The sequence below is a fragment of the Geothrix rubra genome (assembly GCF_030268065.1).
In the GTDB taxonomy this organism is placed as follows: Bacteria; Acidobacteriota; Holophagae; order Holophagales; family Holophagaceae; genus Geothrix; species Geothrix rubra.
Genome location: NZ_BSDD01000005.1, coordinates 329,907 through 343,728, shown reverse-complemented (window position 1 = coordinate 343,728; position 13,822 = coordinate 329,907). Strand labels below are relative to the sequence as shown.

The 13,822-nt window shown below is 71.8% G+C and carries 12 protein-coding genes and 2 tRNA genes; 5 read left to right on the top strand and 9 right to left on the bottom strand.

What is annotated here, in order from left to right:
• Positions 1-22: 22 nt before the first annotated feature.
• The 3 genes from QSJ33_RS13840 to QSJ33_RS13830 form a co-directional block, all read right to left on the bottom strand.
• Positions 23-110 (bottom strand) — tRNA-Leu (locus QSJ33_RS13840).
• A 34-nt stretch (positions 111-144) separates the two neighbouring features.
• Complete coding sequence (nadE, locus tag QSJ33_RS13835) at positions 145-1,854, bottom strand: NAD(+) synthase (protein ID WP_285727185.1); 1,710 nt, start codon at positions 1,852-1,854, stop codon at positions 145-147.
• Positions 1,855-1,863: 9 nt separating this feature from the next.
• Positions 1,864-3,006: a sensor histidine kinase gene (locus tag QSJ33_RS13830; RefSeq protein WP_285727182.1), complete on the bottom strand. Its 1,143-nt coding sequence runs from the start codon at positions 3,004-3,006 to the stop codon at positions 1,864-1,866.
• Between the two features lie 36 nt (positions 3,007-3,042).
• Between QSJ33_RS13830 and QSJ33_RS13825 the strand changes: the two genes are divergently transcribed.
• On the top strand, positions 3,043-3,870 hold the full coding sequence (locus QSJ33_RS13825; RefSeq protein ID WP_285727180.1) for a pyruvate, water dikinase regulatory protein: 828 nt from the start codon (positions 3,043-3,045) through the stop codon (positions 3,868-3,870).
• Positions 3,871-3,874: 4 nt separating this feature from the next.
• Here QSJ33_RS13825 and pap read toward each other — a convergent pair whose 3' ends face one another.
• Complete coding sequence (gene pap, locus QSJ33_RS13820) at positions 3,875-5,350, bottom strand: polyphosphate:AMP phosphotransferase (protein ID WP_285727178.1); 1,476 nt, start codon at positions 5,348-5,350, stop codon at positions 3,875-3,877.
• A 91-nt stretch (positions 5,351-5,441) separates the two neighbouring features.
• Between pap and QSJ33_RS13815 the strand changes: the two genes are divergently transcribed.
• Positions 5,442-6,344 carry a DUF7544 domain-containing protein gene (locus tag QSJ33_RS13815; protein WP_285727176.1) on the top strand — a complete coding sequence of 301 codons (903 nt, stop codon included), beginning with the start codon at positions 5,442-5,444 and terminating at the stop codon, positions 6,342-6,344.
• Here QSJ33_RS13815 and QSJ33_RS13810 read toward each other — a convergent pair.
• A complete protein-coding gene (locus QSJ33_RS13810; RefSeq protein WP_285727174.1) occupies positions 6,341-8,032 on the bottom strand; it encodes an NAD(P)/FAD-dependent oxidoreductase in 1,692 nt (563 codons plus the stop codon). The two genes, QSJ33_RS13815 and QSJ33_RS13810, sit on opposite strands and share 4 nt — an antisense overlap.
• Positions 8,033-8,116: 84 nt before the next feature.
• On the opposite strand from QSJ33_RS13810, the gene QSJ33_RS13805 reads away from it, so the two are divergent.
• Positions 8,117-9,037, top strand: coding sequence for a TIGR01777 family oxidoreductase (locus QSJ33_RS13805; protein WP_285727172.1), 921 nt, complete (start codon positions 8,117-8,119; stop codon positions 9,035-9,037).
• A 16-nt stretch (positions 9,038-9,053) separates the two neighbouring features.
• Here the strand turns inward: QSJ33_RS13805 and QSJ33_RS13800 are convergent, their stop codons facing one another.
• The 3 genes from QSJ33_RS13800 to QSJ33_RS13790 all read right to left on the bottom strand — a co-directional run bounded on the left by QSJ33_RS13800 (position 9,054) and on the right by QSJ33_RS13790 (position 12,111).
• The gene (locus QSJ33_RS13800) at positions 9,054-11,360 is read right to left on the bottom strand and encodes an ATP-dependent helicase (RefSeq protein ID WP_285727169.1); all 2,307 of its coding nucleotides are present in this window, start codon (positions 11,358-11,360) and stop codon (positions 9,054-9,056) included.
• Positions 11,361-11,369: 9 nt separating this feature from the next.
• Positions 11,370-11,717: a c-type cytochrome gene (locus QSJ33_RS13795; RefSeq protein ID WP_285727167.1), complete on the bottom strand. Its 348-nt coding sequence runs from the start codon at positions 11,715-11,717 to the stop codon at positions 11,370-11,372.
• Between the two features lie 67 nt (positions 11,718-11,784).
• Positions 11,785-12,111: a c-type cytochrome gene (locus QSJ33_RS13790; RefSeq protein ID WP_285727164.1), complete on the bottom strand. Its 327-nt coding sequence runs from the start codon at positions 12,109-12,111 to the stop codon at positions 11,785-11,787.
• Between the two features lie 59 nt (positions 12,112-12,170).
• Here QSJ33_RS13790 and QSJ33_RS13785 point away from each other — a divergent pair.
• Positions 12,171-12,256, top strand: a tRNA-Leu gene (locus tag QSJ33_RS13785).
• A 13-nt stretch (positions 12,257-12,269) separates the two neighbouring features.
• Here the strand turns inward: QSJ33_RS13785 and QSJ33_RS13780 are convergent.
• Positions 12,270-12,812, bottom strand: a complete 543-nt coding sequence (locus tag QSJ33_RS13780; RefSeq protein WP_285727162.1) for a glycoside hydrolase family 19 protein — start codon at positions 12,810-12,812, stop codon at positions 12,270-12,272.
• Between the two features lie 138 nt (positions 12,813-12,950).
• On the opposite strand from QSJ33_RS13780, the gene QSJ33_RS13775 reads away from it, so the two are divergent.
• Positions 12,951-13,820, top strand: coding sequence for an aldose 1-epimerase family protein (locus tag QSJ33_RS13775; RefSeq protein ID WP_285727160.1), 870 nt, complete (start codon positions 12,951-12,953; stop codon positions 13,818-13,820).
• The last annotated feature ends 2 nt before the right edge of the window (positions 13,821-13,822 follow it).

Below are 13,822 nucleotides of genomic sequence, written 5' to 3'. Positions count from 1 at the left end.
GCCCCTCTCGGGGCCCGACGACTGGTGCCGGCGGCCGGACTCGAACCGGCACTAGGGGTTGCCTAACAAGATTTTGAGTCTAGCGCGTCTACCAGTTTCGCCACGCCGGCACGAACCGCCAGGATAGCGCGGTGGTGCGGCTTTTCAAACGGCGGTGAGGGGGATGCGGCGCCCTGCCCCGAAGGCCTTCGGGCTCACCTTGAAGGCGAAGGGAAGCTGGCGGCGCTTGAACTCAGTCCGGCGCAGCAGGCCGAGAATCCTCGGCAGGGCCGCCCGGGCCTCCTCCAGGTCCGGGCCCTCCAGCAGCAGGGCCAGGTCGTCGGCGAGGCCCTCCTCGGGTCGCTGGGCCTCCACGGCCGCGCCGAGGATCGCATCCAGCTGGACATAGGGCAGCAGGCTGGCCTCGTCCGTCTGCCCCGGCCGGAGCTCCGCGGTGGGGGGGCGGTCCAGGACGGCGCGCGGCACGGCGGCGCCCAGTTCCCGCGCCACGGCATACACGCGGGCCTTCAGGCAGTCGCCCAGGGGGGCGAAGGCGCCGATGCCATCGCCGTAGAGGGTGAAGTAGCCCGTGGCCGCCTCGCTCTTGTTGCCGGTGGTGAGGACCGCGATGCGGTCCGTGCCGAGCCGCCGCTGCACCTCCGGCTCCGTGGTGAGGGCCATGACGAGCGCCCCCCGGGACCGGCTCTGCAGGTTCTCGTCCGTGAGGCCGAAGGTCCGGCCCGGCAGGGCCTTCCCGAGGGCCTCGGCGAACCCGGCGAAGGGCGCATCCGCATCCAGCGCCAGGAACCGCATGCCCAGTTCCCGGGCCTGGGCCTCCGCCAGGGCCGAGCTCTCACCGCTGCTGAACCGGGTGGGCATGGCCACGCCCATCACCCGGTCCGGGCCCAGGGCCTCCACTGCGAGGGCGGCGCAGACGGCGCTGTCGATGCCGCCGGAGAGGCCCAGCACCAGGCCCTCCAGGCCCTGCTTGGCCAGGTTGTCGCGCAGGCCGGTCACCAGGGCCCGGCGGAGCCAGGCGCCGTCCCCGCAGCTGTTCCAGGCACCGCCCCCGGAGGCCGTATCCACCAGGATCATTCCCTCCTGGAAGGGCGCGCTGCCCTGCCAGCGCCCGTCGGGCAGGGCCAATCCCGAGCCGCCGTCGAAGAGGAGCCAGCTCTCCGCCCCGGCGCGGCTGGCGTAGGCCACGGGCACGCCATGCTTCCGCGCCAGGCCCGGGATCAGGCGGCGCCGCTGGTCATCCTTCGAGGGGATCGCCCAGGGCGCGGTGCGGCCGGGTGGCAGGTAGCTCCCGAGGGCGCTGGGACTGGCGCTGGCGTTGAGGATGAGGGTGGCCCCGGCGGCCACGAGCTCGGCGATGGGATCCAGTCCGTAGCGGACCGGGGCGTTGCCGAGCTCGGCGTCGGCCCACAGGTCCTCGCAGATGGACAGTCCGAGGCGCTCGCCGCGGAAGGCGACCAGGGGCTGGGGCGCGGGATCGGGTTCGAAGTACCGGGCCTCGTCGAAGACGTCGTAGCTGGGCAGCACGCGCTTGCGGATGACCTGCCTCAGGGCGCCCTGCTCGCACCACCAGAGCTCGTTCCAGAGCCGCCCCGAGGGCGCGGGCCGGGCCGTACCGAAGACCAGGGGGACGGCCCCGCTCAGGCCGGCGAGCCGGTGGGATTCCGCCTCCACCCGCCGCCGCAGGCCGGTTTCCCAGAGCCGATCCTCCGCCAGGTAGCCCGGAATGGCCAGCTCCGGCGCCAGCACCAAGTCGGCGCCGGCGGCCACGGCGGCGGCATAGGCAGCCTCCAGGGCGCGGCCGTTGGCCTCGGCATCCCCGAGGCGCGCGTTGAGCTGGAGCAGGGCCACTCGCATGGAACCAGCCTACCAGCGGATCTCCGTGCGGGTTCCGCCCTCGGACCGGGGCTCCAGCCTCAGGTCGGCACCCTGGGCATTCAGCCACTTGAGGGCCAGGGGCAGCCCCAGGCCCGTACCTTCGGGCCGGCCACTCTCGAAGGGACGCAGCATGCGCACGGCCGTGTCCTCGCCCAGCCCCGGCCCCTCGTCCAGGATCTCCAGGCGCCCCTCGCCCACGCGCACCCGCACCCGGCCGCTCAGCGGAGTGGCCTGGCAGGCGTTCTCCAGCAGGTTCACCAGGGCCTGGTGCAGCAGCTGCGGATCAGCCTCGGCCCCGCCCTGGCCCTCCAGGAGCAGCTGCCGGCCCTGGCTCGCGGGGCGGCGCTTCAGCTCCGCCAGGGCCTGGCCCGCCGCCTCCTCGAGGCGCAGCGGCTGCAGGGCAGGTTCCAGGGGCCGGGCCCACTGGAGGAACCGCTGGACCAGCCCTTCCAGGTCCTCCGTCTCCGACAGCAGCGCCTCGGCGGCCTCGGCGTGGCCCTGCCGCTTCAGCAGCTGGCCGTGGCCCTTCAACACCGCCAGCCCGTTCTTGAGCTGGTGGGCCACGCCTGCGGTCATCTCGCCCAGCTCCGCAAACCGCTCGCGCAGCTGGACCCGCCGGGCCTCCTGCTCCACTTCCGTCACATCCTCGAACTGCACCAGGGCGCCGATCCGGTCCGGAGCCTCGATGCGGCGGATCCGCCAGCGCCGGCCCGCGCCTGCGCAGCGCCAGGGGGGGCCCGGCTCCCGGTCCAGGGCCTCCAGCAGCCAGGGGAAGGGCTCGAGGACGAAGGCCGCCTCCAGGCCCACCACCCCCGCCTTCACCCCGAGCAGCTCCTGGCCCCGCCGGTTGAGGGCCGCCAGGCGCTGGCGCTGGTCCACCCAGAGCAGGCCGAAGGGGAGGGCGTCCACGAGGCGCTCCTGCACCGTGCGCAGCTCGCCCAGGGAGGCCGCCAGCTCGCCCCGCTCCCGCAGGCTGCTGGACACCGCGCCCAGCAGCACCGCCCCCGGATCGCCGGGGACACTCCGGCGGAGGCGGATCCAGCGCGCCACGACGAGCACCAGGCCGAGGACCATCACCGCCAGGGGCAGGGCCATGGCCAGCTGGGCGACGGTGTGCGGGGAGAAGTGCATCGTCCCAAGAGTATGCCCGAGGGGTAGGCTAGGGAGATGGACAGGCAACCCATCTACGTGGTGTCCGGCGGCTCCGGCGAGACCGCCCTCCGCACCGTCCAGGCGGCGCTCACCCAGTTCTCGAAGGGCGAGGCGTCGGCCCTGGTGCGCCGGTTCCAGAACGTGCGGACCCAGGAGGACCTGGACCGGGTGCTGGAATCGGCCACCGAGAAGCGCGCCGTCATCGTCCACACCACGGTGTCCCGGGAGCTGCGCTTCTACCTGGCGGACCGCTGCGCGGAGCTGCGGCTCACCCAGGTGGACCTCTTCGGCAACCTGCTGGACACGCTGGCCCTCTACCTGCGCGAGCGGCCCGAGGAGCGGCCGGGCAGCTTCCACGCGGTGGGCGACAAGTACTTCCGGCGCATCGAGGCCATCGAGTTCGCCCTCCGCTTCGACGACGGCGCCGACATGACCGGCCTGGTGGACGCCGACATCGTGCTGGTGGGCATCAGCCGCACCAGCAAGACACCCCTCTCCATGTACCTCGCCATGGAGGGGCACAAGGTCATGAACGTGCCCCTGGTGCCCGGCGTGCCCCTGCCGCCCGAACTCGACCACATCCCCCAGGGCCGCATCGTGGGCCTCACCATCCAGGCGGACCGCCTCCAGGAGATCCGCGCCTACCGCCTGAAGCGCCTGGGTGCCACCGGCACGGCGGACACCTACAGCGACATGGGGCACATCCTGGAGGAGCTGGCCTATGCCGACGGGGTGTTCAAGCACCACCGCCGCTGGCCCGTCATCGACGTGACCGGCCGCAGCATCGAGGAGACCGCCGGCCTGGTGCTCGACCGGGTCTTCGGCAAGGAGCGCGGCATCTGACGCCCTACAGCTCCTCCTCCAGCCGCCGGCACAGCGTCCTCAGCATCTTGATCCGTCCGAAATGCTTGTCCTCGCTCTCCACCAGGGTCCAGGGGGCGATCTCGGTGCTGGTGCGGTCCAGCATGTCGCAGATGGCGGTCTCGTAGGCGGGCCACTTCTCGCGATTGCGCCAGTCCTCCTCGGTGATCTTGAAACGCTTGAAGGGGGTGTCCTGGCGTTCCTGGAACCGGCGCAGCTGCTCCTCCTGGCTGATGGACAGCCAGAACTTCACCATGATGCTGCGGCTCCGCACGACCTGGTCCTCGAAGTCGTTGATCTCGCTGTAGGCGCGCTGCCAGTCGGCCTCGGAGCAGAAGCCCTCCACCCGTTCCACCAGCACCCGGCCGTACCAGCTGCGGTCGAAGATGGCCACCTTGCCCCGCCGGGGCAGGTTCCGCCAGAAGCGCCACAGGTAGGGCTGGGCCCGCTCCTCCTCCGTGGGGGCCGCGACGGGATGGATGCGGTAGGTCCGCGCGTCCAGGGCCTGGGTGATGCGCCGGATGCCCCCGCCCTTGCCGGCGGCGTCGACCCCCTCGAAGACCAGCACCACGGAATGCTTCCGGAAGTTCCGGTGGCGGGTCAGGAGGTTCAGGCGTCCCTGGAGCTCCAGGAGGGCCTCCTCGTAGTCCTTCTTGTCCAGGCGCTGGGTCAGGTCCAGGGCCTTGAGCACGTTCACCTGGTCGATGGCCACCCGCGGGGCGGGCGGCATCACCACCGGCTTCGGCGCCGGCATGTCCAGCCGCGCCCGCAGGCGCTCCAGCAGCACCTTCCCGACGGTGAGCCGCTGGTACCGGGGGTCGGTCGCCTCCACCACGATCCAGGGCGCCTCGGCCGTACTGGTGGCGCGCAGGGCCCGCTCCGAAACCTGGCGGAAGGTGTCGTACATGTCGAAGTGCCTCCAGTCCCGATCGGTCACCCGCCACCGGGTCTTGGGGTCCTTCTCCAGACCCTTGAGCCGCTTGCGCTGGGCGTCCTTGCTCAGGTGCATCCAGAACTTCAGCACCAGGGCGCCCTCGTTGATGAGCATCTGCTCGAAGCGCGCCACCCGGGCCATGTCCTGGTCCAGTTCGGAGGTCTTCGTCCGGCCGTGGGCCCGCTCCAGGATGGGCCAGGTGTACCAGGACCCGTCGAAGATGCCGATCTTCCCCTTGGGCGGCAGCATGCGCCAGTACCGCCACATGTGGGGCCGTTCCAGCTCCTCGTCGGAGGGCTTGTCCAGGCCGAGGGTCTGGATGTGGCGGGGGTCCATCCACTCGTTGAGGGTGTTCACCGTTTCGCTCTTCCCCGAGCCGTCCACCCCAGCCACCAGCAGGATCACGGGGAAGCCCTTCGCCCCGGCCAGGTCGTACTGGGCGTCCAGCAGCGCCTCGCGCAGGACCGGAACCTCCCGGTCCCAGTCCTCCTTCGGGATCCTGTGGCCGAGCTCCGCGGATTCGAACATGGTTCCTCCGGGACGGATGTCGCACCTTTTCGGCACGTGGCCCACGATAGCCGACTTCCCTGCGGGACACCCAAGGCCGATGATGGGGGCCATGATCTCCATCACCTGTCCCATCCAGCCCGCCCTGGACCACACGAAGCGCATCCTCTTCCAGCCCTTCTCCCTGGGGAAGTGGTTCGTCCTGGGCTTCTGCGCCTTCCTCGCCCACCTGGGCGGAGGGGGCTCGTTGAACTACAACCAGGCCTTCGACCGCACCCGCCTGGCCCGGGAGGGCCACCTGGCGGAATGGGCGGGCGCGCACCTGCCCCTGGTGATCCTCCTCGGCGCCCTCCTGGTGGTCTTCCTCCTGGGGCTGGGGGTGCTCTTCCAGTGGCTGGCCAGCCGGGGCGCCTTCATGTTCCTCGACGGCGTGGCCCGCGACCGGGCGGCGGTGGTGGAACCCTGGGACCGCTTCCGGGACCGAGGCAACCAGGTGTTCCGCTTCCGGCTCGTGCTCATCCTGGTCACGCTGGGCTTCCTCGCGGTCGTCGTCGGGGCGGGGTTCCTCGTGGTCCTGCCCGCCTTCCGGGCCCAGGCCTTCGGCCGCTCCGCGTTCCTCCCGCTGCTACTGGTGGGCGGCATCCTGCTGCTCGGACTGCTCGCGCTCCTGGCCGTGAGCCTGCTGCTGAAGGATTTCGTGGTGCCCATCATGTACCGCCGAGACCTGGACCTCCCGGTGGCCTGGGGCGTCCTGCGGCAGGAGCTCCTGCCGGGACACGGCTGGCAGTTCCTCGGCTTCTACCTGATGACCCTCGTCCTCTGGATCCCCGCGGCCCTCCTGGCCATCGCCATCATCTGCCTCACCTGCTGCGTGGCCCTCCTCCCCTACCTGAGTTCCGTGGCCCTCCTGCCCATCTCGGTGTTCTTCCGCTGCTATTCCCTCTGCTTCCTGGAGCAGTTCGGGGAGGGCTGGCGGATCCTCGAGGTGCCTGAGCAGGCCGGGCCCTCCGTCTAGTACTCGTTCGCCAGATCCCCGGCCCGCACCTGCTTCTCGAAGGGCTGGAACACCTCGGCCCCGGCGGACCGGGCGATCCACTCGGCCACGCGGATGCCGTCCACGGCCGCCGAGGTGATGCCCCCGGCGAAGCCGGCGCCCTCGCCGCAGGGGTAGAGGCCGGGATGGGACACGGACTGGCCGTCCTCGCCCCGCAGGAGCTGGATGGGGCTGCTGGTGCGGCTCTCGATGGCCAGCAGGATGGCCTCGCGGCTGGCGAAGCCGTGGAGCTTCCGGTCGAAGACCGGCAGGGCGCCCGCCAGCTGCTCCTGCACGAAGCCCGGCAGGCAGGTGCGCAGGTCCGCGGCCACGGCGAAGGGCCTGAAGCTGGTGCGGGGAAGGCGTCCCGTCGCCCGGTTCCTGAGGAAGTCCTGCACGGCCATGGCCGGGGCGCCGTAGGTCTCCCCCGCGGCCCGGAAGGCCGCCTGCTCCCAGGTTCGCTGGAAGTGCATGCCCGCCAGGGGGTGGTCGCTGCCGAAATCCGCCGTGTTCACCTTCGCCACGAGGCCGGAGTTCGCGAAACCCGAATCCCGCTTCTCGTTGCTCATGCCGTTCACCACCACGCCGCCGGGCTCGCTGGCGCACTGGATCACCTCCCCGCCCGGGCACATGCAGAAGCTGTAGGCGGCGCGGTTCAGGCCGAAGTTGCAGACCAGCTTGTAGTCCGCGGCGGGCAGGGAGGGATGGCCGGCGCTGGGGCCGTACTGGGCCCGGTCCACCAGGTCCTGGGGATGTTCCACCCGGACGCCCATGGCGAAGGGCTTCTGGCGCATGGCCACCCCGTGGCGGTGCAGCATCTCGAAGGTGTCCCGGGCGCTGTGGCCCGGCGCGAGCACCAGCGCCTCGCAGGGGATCTCCTCACCGCCTTCGAGCACCGCGGCCCGCACCCGGCCCCGCTCGTCGAAGCGCACGTCCGCCAGGCGGGCCCGGAACCGGTACCGCGCCCCCCGGGCCTCGGCGTCCTTCCGGATGAGGACGGCGCAGCGGCGGATGACATCGGTGCCCACATGGGGCTTGGCCAGGTAGAGGATCCTCGGGTTCGCGCCGAAGCGCACGAAGGTGTCCAGCACGTAGCGGGTGGCGGGGTGCCCGATGCGGGTGGTGAGCTTGCCGTCGCTGAAGGTGCCCGCGCCGCCCTCGCCGAACTGGGCATTGGCCTCGGGATCCAGCACCGCATCCTTCCAGAGGCCGGAGATGGCCTTCACCCGCTCGCCCATGGCCGGCCCCCGCTCCAGGACGACGGGTTCGAGCCCGTAGTCCAGCAGCCGCAGGGCGCAGAAGGTCCCCGCCGGGCCAGAGCCCACGACCACCACCCGGGGCTTCCGGGTCACGGGCGGCACGGCGTAGGGCGCCGCCTCCGGCGCCGGGTCCAGCTTCAGGCCGCCGGGAAGGAGGCCGAGTGCGAGCGGCCGTTCCGTCTCGAAGCTGAGGGACACCAGGAAGCGGATGGCCCCCTTGTGCCGGGCGTCCAGGCTGCGCCGCTCCAGGGCCACGGCCCGGTAGTCCCCGGCCCGCCCGCCCAGGGCGTGGGCCAGCGGCACCGCCAGGTCCAGCGCCTCCTCTCCCAGATTCAGCGGCAGGTTGGCGAGCAGGTAGCGCACGGGATCCTCGGCGGTGGGAGCCCGGCGGGGCTCAAGGCCAGGGTCCATGGTACCCGGTCCTGGACAACCCGCGTTTCCCCACCGGACGGGCCACCGGGAAGGCCTATGCTTGCAGCAGGAACGGAGTCCGCCATGGCCGAACAGCCCTTGCAGCGCGCGGTGGTGGCCGGAGGCACCGGCCTGGTGGGCCGGGCCCTCGTGAAGGCCCTGCTGGCCCAGGGCACCGAGGTCGTGGTCCTCACGCGCCGCCCGGCTTCGGCGGTGCTCCCCACGGGCGCGACGGCAAACGGGTGGGAGAACCCCGCCGAAGTCCTGGAGGGCGCAGGCGCCGTCTTCAACCTGGCCGGCGAGGGCATCGCGGACCGGCGGTGGAGCGCCCGGCGCAGGAAGGCCCTCCTCGAGAGCCGCGTCGGCCCCACCGAGGACCTGGTCGAGGGCCTCCGGACCTGCGCCCGGCGCCCCACCGTGCTCGTGAACGCCTCCGCCATCGGCTACTACGGGACGACCGACGACGACACCCCCCTCAGCGAGCTCGCTCCGGCCGGAACGGGCTTCCTGCCCGACGTCTGCCGGGCCTGGGAGGCCGCCGCCCTGCCCGCCCGGGACCTGGGCGTGCGCGTGGCGATCGCCCGCATCGGCGTGGTGCTGGCCCGGCGCGGCGGCGCCCTGCCCAAGATGGCCCTGCCCGTTCGGCTGTTCGCCGGCAGCCGGTTGGGTCACGGCCGGCAGGGGCTCAGCTGGATCCACCTCCACGACCTGGTGGCGATGCTGCTGGAGGCCGCCCGGAATCCGGCCTGGGAGGGCCCCTTCAATGCCACGGCCCCCGAACCCGTCTCCCAGGCGGTCTTCCTGAGCCTGGTGGCCAAGCGGCTCCATCGCCCCCTCCTGCCCATCCCGGGCTTCCTCGCCGCGGCGGGCCTCCGCCTGGCCCTGGGCGAGATGGGACGCGACCTGCTCCTGCGGGGCGCCTACGTGCATCCCGGGAAGGCCGAGGCCCTGGACTTCCCCTTCCGGTTCCCCTCGCCGGAGGACGCCCTGCTGGACCTGCTGTGAGGGGGCCAGGCCCGCTTCAGCCTTCCTTCTCGAGCATGCCGAAGCGGGCCACGATCCGCTTCTCCCCAGCCTCCGCGAAGCGCACGGTGTAGGTCAGCCCATCCCCGCTTCCGGAGCTGGCGACGATGATGCCCCGCCCGAACCGGGGGCTGCGGACGCGGGTGCCGCCGGGCCAGGCCCCGGCCGCCGGGCGGGATTCCGGTTCAGGCTCCGGTTGCTCGTCGCGGTGGCCGCTGGGATCGGCAGGCTCCTCCGCCTGCGCCCGCACCCGGTCGAAGAAGCCCCGGATGCGCTGGAGCTCGGTGGCGACGGAGGCCCCGCCGGCGCCCCGCGTGAAGGAGCTGCCGGGCCGCACGCCCTCGCCGGCCTGGTACAGCTCCGTGCCCCACCGGATGGGGGCCTGCAGGGCCTCGGCGGGGATCTCCCGCAGGAAGCGGCTGGGCATCCCCAGCATCTCCGTGCCCATGATGCGCCGGCGGCGGGCGGCCGTGAGCGTGAGGCGGCGCTGGGCGCGGGTGATGGCCACATAGAAGAGGCGGCGCTCCTCCTCCAGGCCCTCGGGCGTCTCCCGGGCGTTGCGGTTCGGGAAGACGTCCTCTTCCATGCCCACCACGAAGACGTAGGGGAACTCCAGCCCCTTGGCGCAGTGGATGGTCATGAGGCTGAGGTGGGCGCTCTCCTCCACCTGGTCCGCGTCCGCGGCCAGGGTGATGCGGTCGAGGAACTCCGACAGCCGCACCCCGAGGGATTCCGCCTCCGCCGCCGCGCTGAGGAACTCCTCCAGGTTGCGGATGCGGCCCTCGGCCTCCAGGGTGCCCTCGTCCTCCAGGCTCTGCAGGTAGCCGCTCTCCTGGAGCACCCACCGCACCAGGCCCGCCAGGCCCTGGGCCTCGCGCTCCCCCGCGGCCCGGCGGAAGAGCTCCAGGAAGCGCCCCATCTCGCGCTGGGCGCGGCCCTTCAGTTCGCCCCGGCGGAGCAGGTCCGCCAGGCCCTCCAGGGCCGTCCCGCCCTCGGGGATGGCCCCCTCGATCTTCGCGAGGGTGGTGGGCCCCACGCCCCGGCTGGGGGCGTTCACGCAGCGGCGGAAGCTCACCAGGTCGAAGGGGTTCGACACCAGGCGCAGGTAGGAGATCAGGTCCTTCACCTCCTGGCGCTCGTAGAACTTCACGCCGCCCACGAGCCGGTAGGGCAGGTTCCTGGCGCGCAGGGCCTCTTCCAGCTGCCGGGACTGCCAGTTGGCCCGGTAGAGCACGGCCACCTTGGCCTCCGCATCCGTGGCGCGGAGTTCCAGGATGCGCTGCACCACCCACTCCGCCTCCAGGCGCCCCTCGTCCGTCAGCTTGAAGACGATGGATTCGCCGTGGCCCAGGTCGCTCCACAGCGTCTTGCCCAGGCGCTGGGAGTTGTTGGCGATGACCGAGCTGGCGGCGTCGAGGATGCGCTGGGTGCTGCGGTAGTTCTGCTCCAGCTTGATCTGCACCGCCTCCGGGAAGTCCCGCTGGAAGTCCAGGATGTTGCGGATGTCCGCGCCACGCCAGCCGTAGATGGACTGGTCCTCGTCGCCCACCACGCAGAGGTTGTGGTGTCGCCGCGCGAGGTGCTGCACGAGCAGGTACTGGGCCCGGTTGGTGTCCTGGTACTCGTCCACGAGGATGAACTTGAAGCGGTCGCCGTAGGCCGTCTGGAGGGCGGGCTCGCGGAAGAGGCGCTCCGTGTAGAGCAGCAGGTCGTCGAAGTCGCAGGCCCGGTGGCTGCGCAGGCCCTTCTGGTAGAGGTCGTAGGCCTCCAGGACCTTCCGCGTCCAGGGATCCAGCGCCTCCTCCCGCGCCTCCTCCGGGAGCAGGCAGCGGTTCTTGAAGTCCGAGATCACCTCCAGCACCTTCCGGGGATGGAACTGCTTCTCGGGCAGGTGGAGTTCGGCCAGGACCTGCTTCATGAGGCTCTTCTGGTCGGAGGGATCGAAGATGACGAAGTCCCGGCCCACGGGCGTGCGGTCGCCCTCCCGGCGCAGGATGCGGGTGCAGAAGCTGTGGAAGGTGCTGACCCACAGCTGCTCGAGGGGCACCGAGACGAGCCGCTGCACGCGGTCGCGCATCTCCTCCGCCGCCTTGTTGGTGAACGTCATGGCCAGGATGGAGCCGGGATGGACGCCCTCCTCCTCGATGAGCCAGGCGATGCGGCGGGTGATGACCGTGGTCTTCCCCGAGCCGGCACCCGCCAGGATGAGCAGCGGGCCATGGGCATGGCAGACCGCCTCCCGCTGGGGGGCGTTCAGGTGCTTCATCAGGGGGTGGTCGGAAAGGTCGGGGGCGTCGCCGGGCATCCCCTCATGCTACCGCGCGATGGGCTTCCCCTTCTGGGCCTTGCGCAGGACCTCCTTGACCATGAGCTCCGCGTCCGCCTCGCTGAGTTCCCCCTTGAAGGAAGGCATGATCCAGCCGAAGAAGATCCCCTTCTGGATGGTCCGGACCATCTTCGCGTCGTTCAGGTCCGCCGCCTTGGTCGCGTCGGTGAAATCGAAGCCCCTGAGCTTCTTCCCGTCCGGACCCAGGGCGGAACCGTCGACCCCGTGGCACTTCACGCAGTTCTGCTGGAAGAAGGCCCGCAGATCGTCCACGGACCGGGCCGGAGCCTGGGCCATGAGGCCCGTGACGCACAGCAGGGGGAGAAGGGTACGCATGCCCACGGCACCTCCCGGAAAGCGGACGTTCCAACATGCCTCCAGAACGGCGGCGCGCAAGGGCCGGTCAGCGATGTTTCCTCGGACCCATGGGGCGGATCACCTCCCGTACCATCCGCCGGGCCTCCCCGTCGTCCAGGACGAACCCGAAAGCGGGCATGGCCCCGCTGCCCTGGCGGATGGCCCGTGCCAGGTCCCCGTCGGAGGCGGTGCCGAAGGTCTTCGGGTCCGCGAAGCTGGCCGGTCCCAGGCGGATTCCGCCCGGCCCTCGCCCCGTGCCGTCCGCGCCGTGGCAGACGGCGCACCGGGCCTCGTAGAAGCGCTTCAGGTCACGATCCTCCGCCCGGACCGGGAGGACCGGAACGAGCAGCAGGACCGCCAGGACGCCTCGCACGGGTTCCCTCCGCGAGGAAGCTACCACAGCGCCGGGCCCTCCCGTTAGGCTGGGAGGGCGCTCCCGTGGCGGAATGGCAGACGCCGCGGACTTAAAATCCGCTGCCGGCAACGGCGTCCCGGTTCGAATCCGGGCGGGAGCACCAGCCTCCGGCGGGTTCACCCCTGCTCGGGCAGCAGCTTGAGCAGGGCCGTGACGATGCTGCTGAAGCGCTTCCAGCCATCCAGGTTCCCGTTGACCAGGCGCCGCACCTTCACCCAGTCGTCCGCGGCGGCGGTCTTGGGGACCTCCTTCAGCATGAAGGCATAGGCTAGGATCTTTGCCGCGTGGCCGGGGTCCAGGGCCAGATCGGGATCCGCCAGGAGGTCGGCGCCGATGAGCTTGCCGTACTGGGCGTACTCGGAGCGCCCCAGGATGGGGATGAAGCCCCGCCCGCAGTACTTGGCGCCGTCCCCGGATTCGGTGTTCCCCAGGGACCGCTTGAACTCGTACACCCGCCGGAAGTAGCCCTCGCTGCCGGCCTCCCGCTCGGGGGCGAAGGTGTAGCCCTCGGTGCCGATGGTGGCGATGGCCGCGACCTCGGTGGCCGGATCGTCGATCTGGAGAGCTGCCAGGGCCCCGGCCACCAGGGGCCAGTGCTTCTCCACGTTCGCCGCAGGGGCGTGGAGGGTGGCCGCGATGACGTCCGCCGTGAAGTGCATGGCTGGCTCCGGAATGGCCTGACCAGGGGGGAGGGGGCCAATCTAGCACAGATGTCACCGGCGGAACCCTGAGAGTGCCCGACCCCACCCCGGCGAGGCCGCGGGGAAGCCAGGGGGGAGGCACCCTATGCTGGAGGCATGGACAGCCATCGGATGCGCCTGGGGGAACTGGAGGCCGAGGTCTCGGCCGCGGGCGCGGAACTGCGGACCCTCCGCCACCGGGGCACGGATCTCCTCTGGGATGGCGGCCCCCTCTGGCCGCGCCGGGCCCCCCTGCTCTTCCCCATCGTGGGCGGCCTGAAGGCCGACACCCTGCAGCATGGCGGCCGGGACTTCCCCCTGCCCAAGCACGGCTTCGCCCGGGACCGCACCTTCGCCTGGAGCGGGCGCACCCCGGCCAGCTGCGCCCTGGAACTGGCAGAGGATGCCGACACCCTCGCCGCCTATCCCTTCGCCTTCCGCCTGCGGGTGGGCTACCGCCTCGAGGCCGGGGCCCTCCACACGGAGCTGGCCCTGACGAACCCCGGCGAGGTCCCCCTGCCCGCCAGCCTGGGCGGCCATCCCGCCTTCCGCTGGCCCCTGGCGCCGGGCCTCCCGAAGGCCACCCACCGGGTGGTGTTCGCGGAGGACGAACCGGATCCCATCCGCCGCCTGGACGCTCGGGGCCTGCTCGCCCCCGACCCGCGGCCCACGCCGGTGCGGGGCCGGATCCTGGACCTTCACGAGGGGCTCTTCGCCGACGACGCCCTCATCCTCGACCGCGTCCGCAGCCGGTCGCTCCGCTTCGAAGCCAGGGGCGGGCCCGCCCTCGAGGTGGCCTGGGAGGGCTTCCCCCACCTGGGCCTCTGGGCCAAGCCGGAACCCGGCCCTTCCTTCCTCTGCCTCGAGCCCTGGCAGGGCTTCGCCAGCCCCGCCGACTGGGATGGCGAGTTCACCACCAAGCCCGGCCTCGTGACCCTGGCCCCCGGCGAGACCCGGAGCTGGCGCTACACCCTCAAACCGGAGTAGGG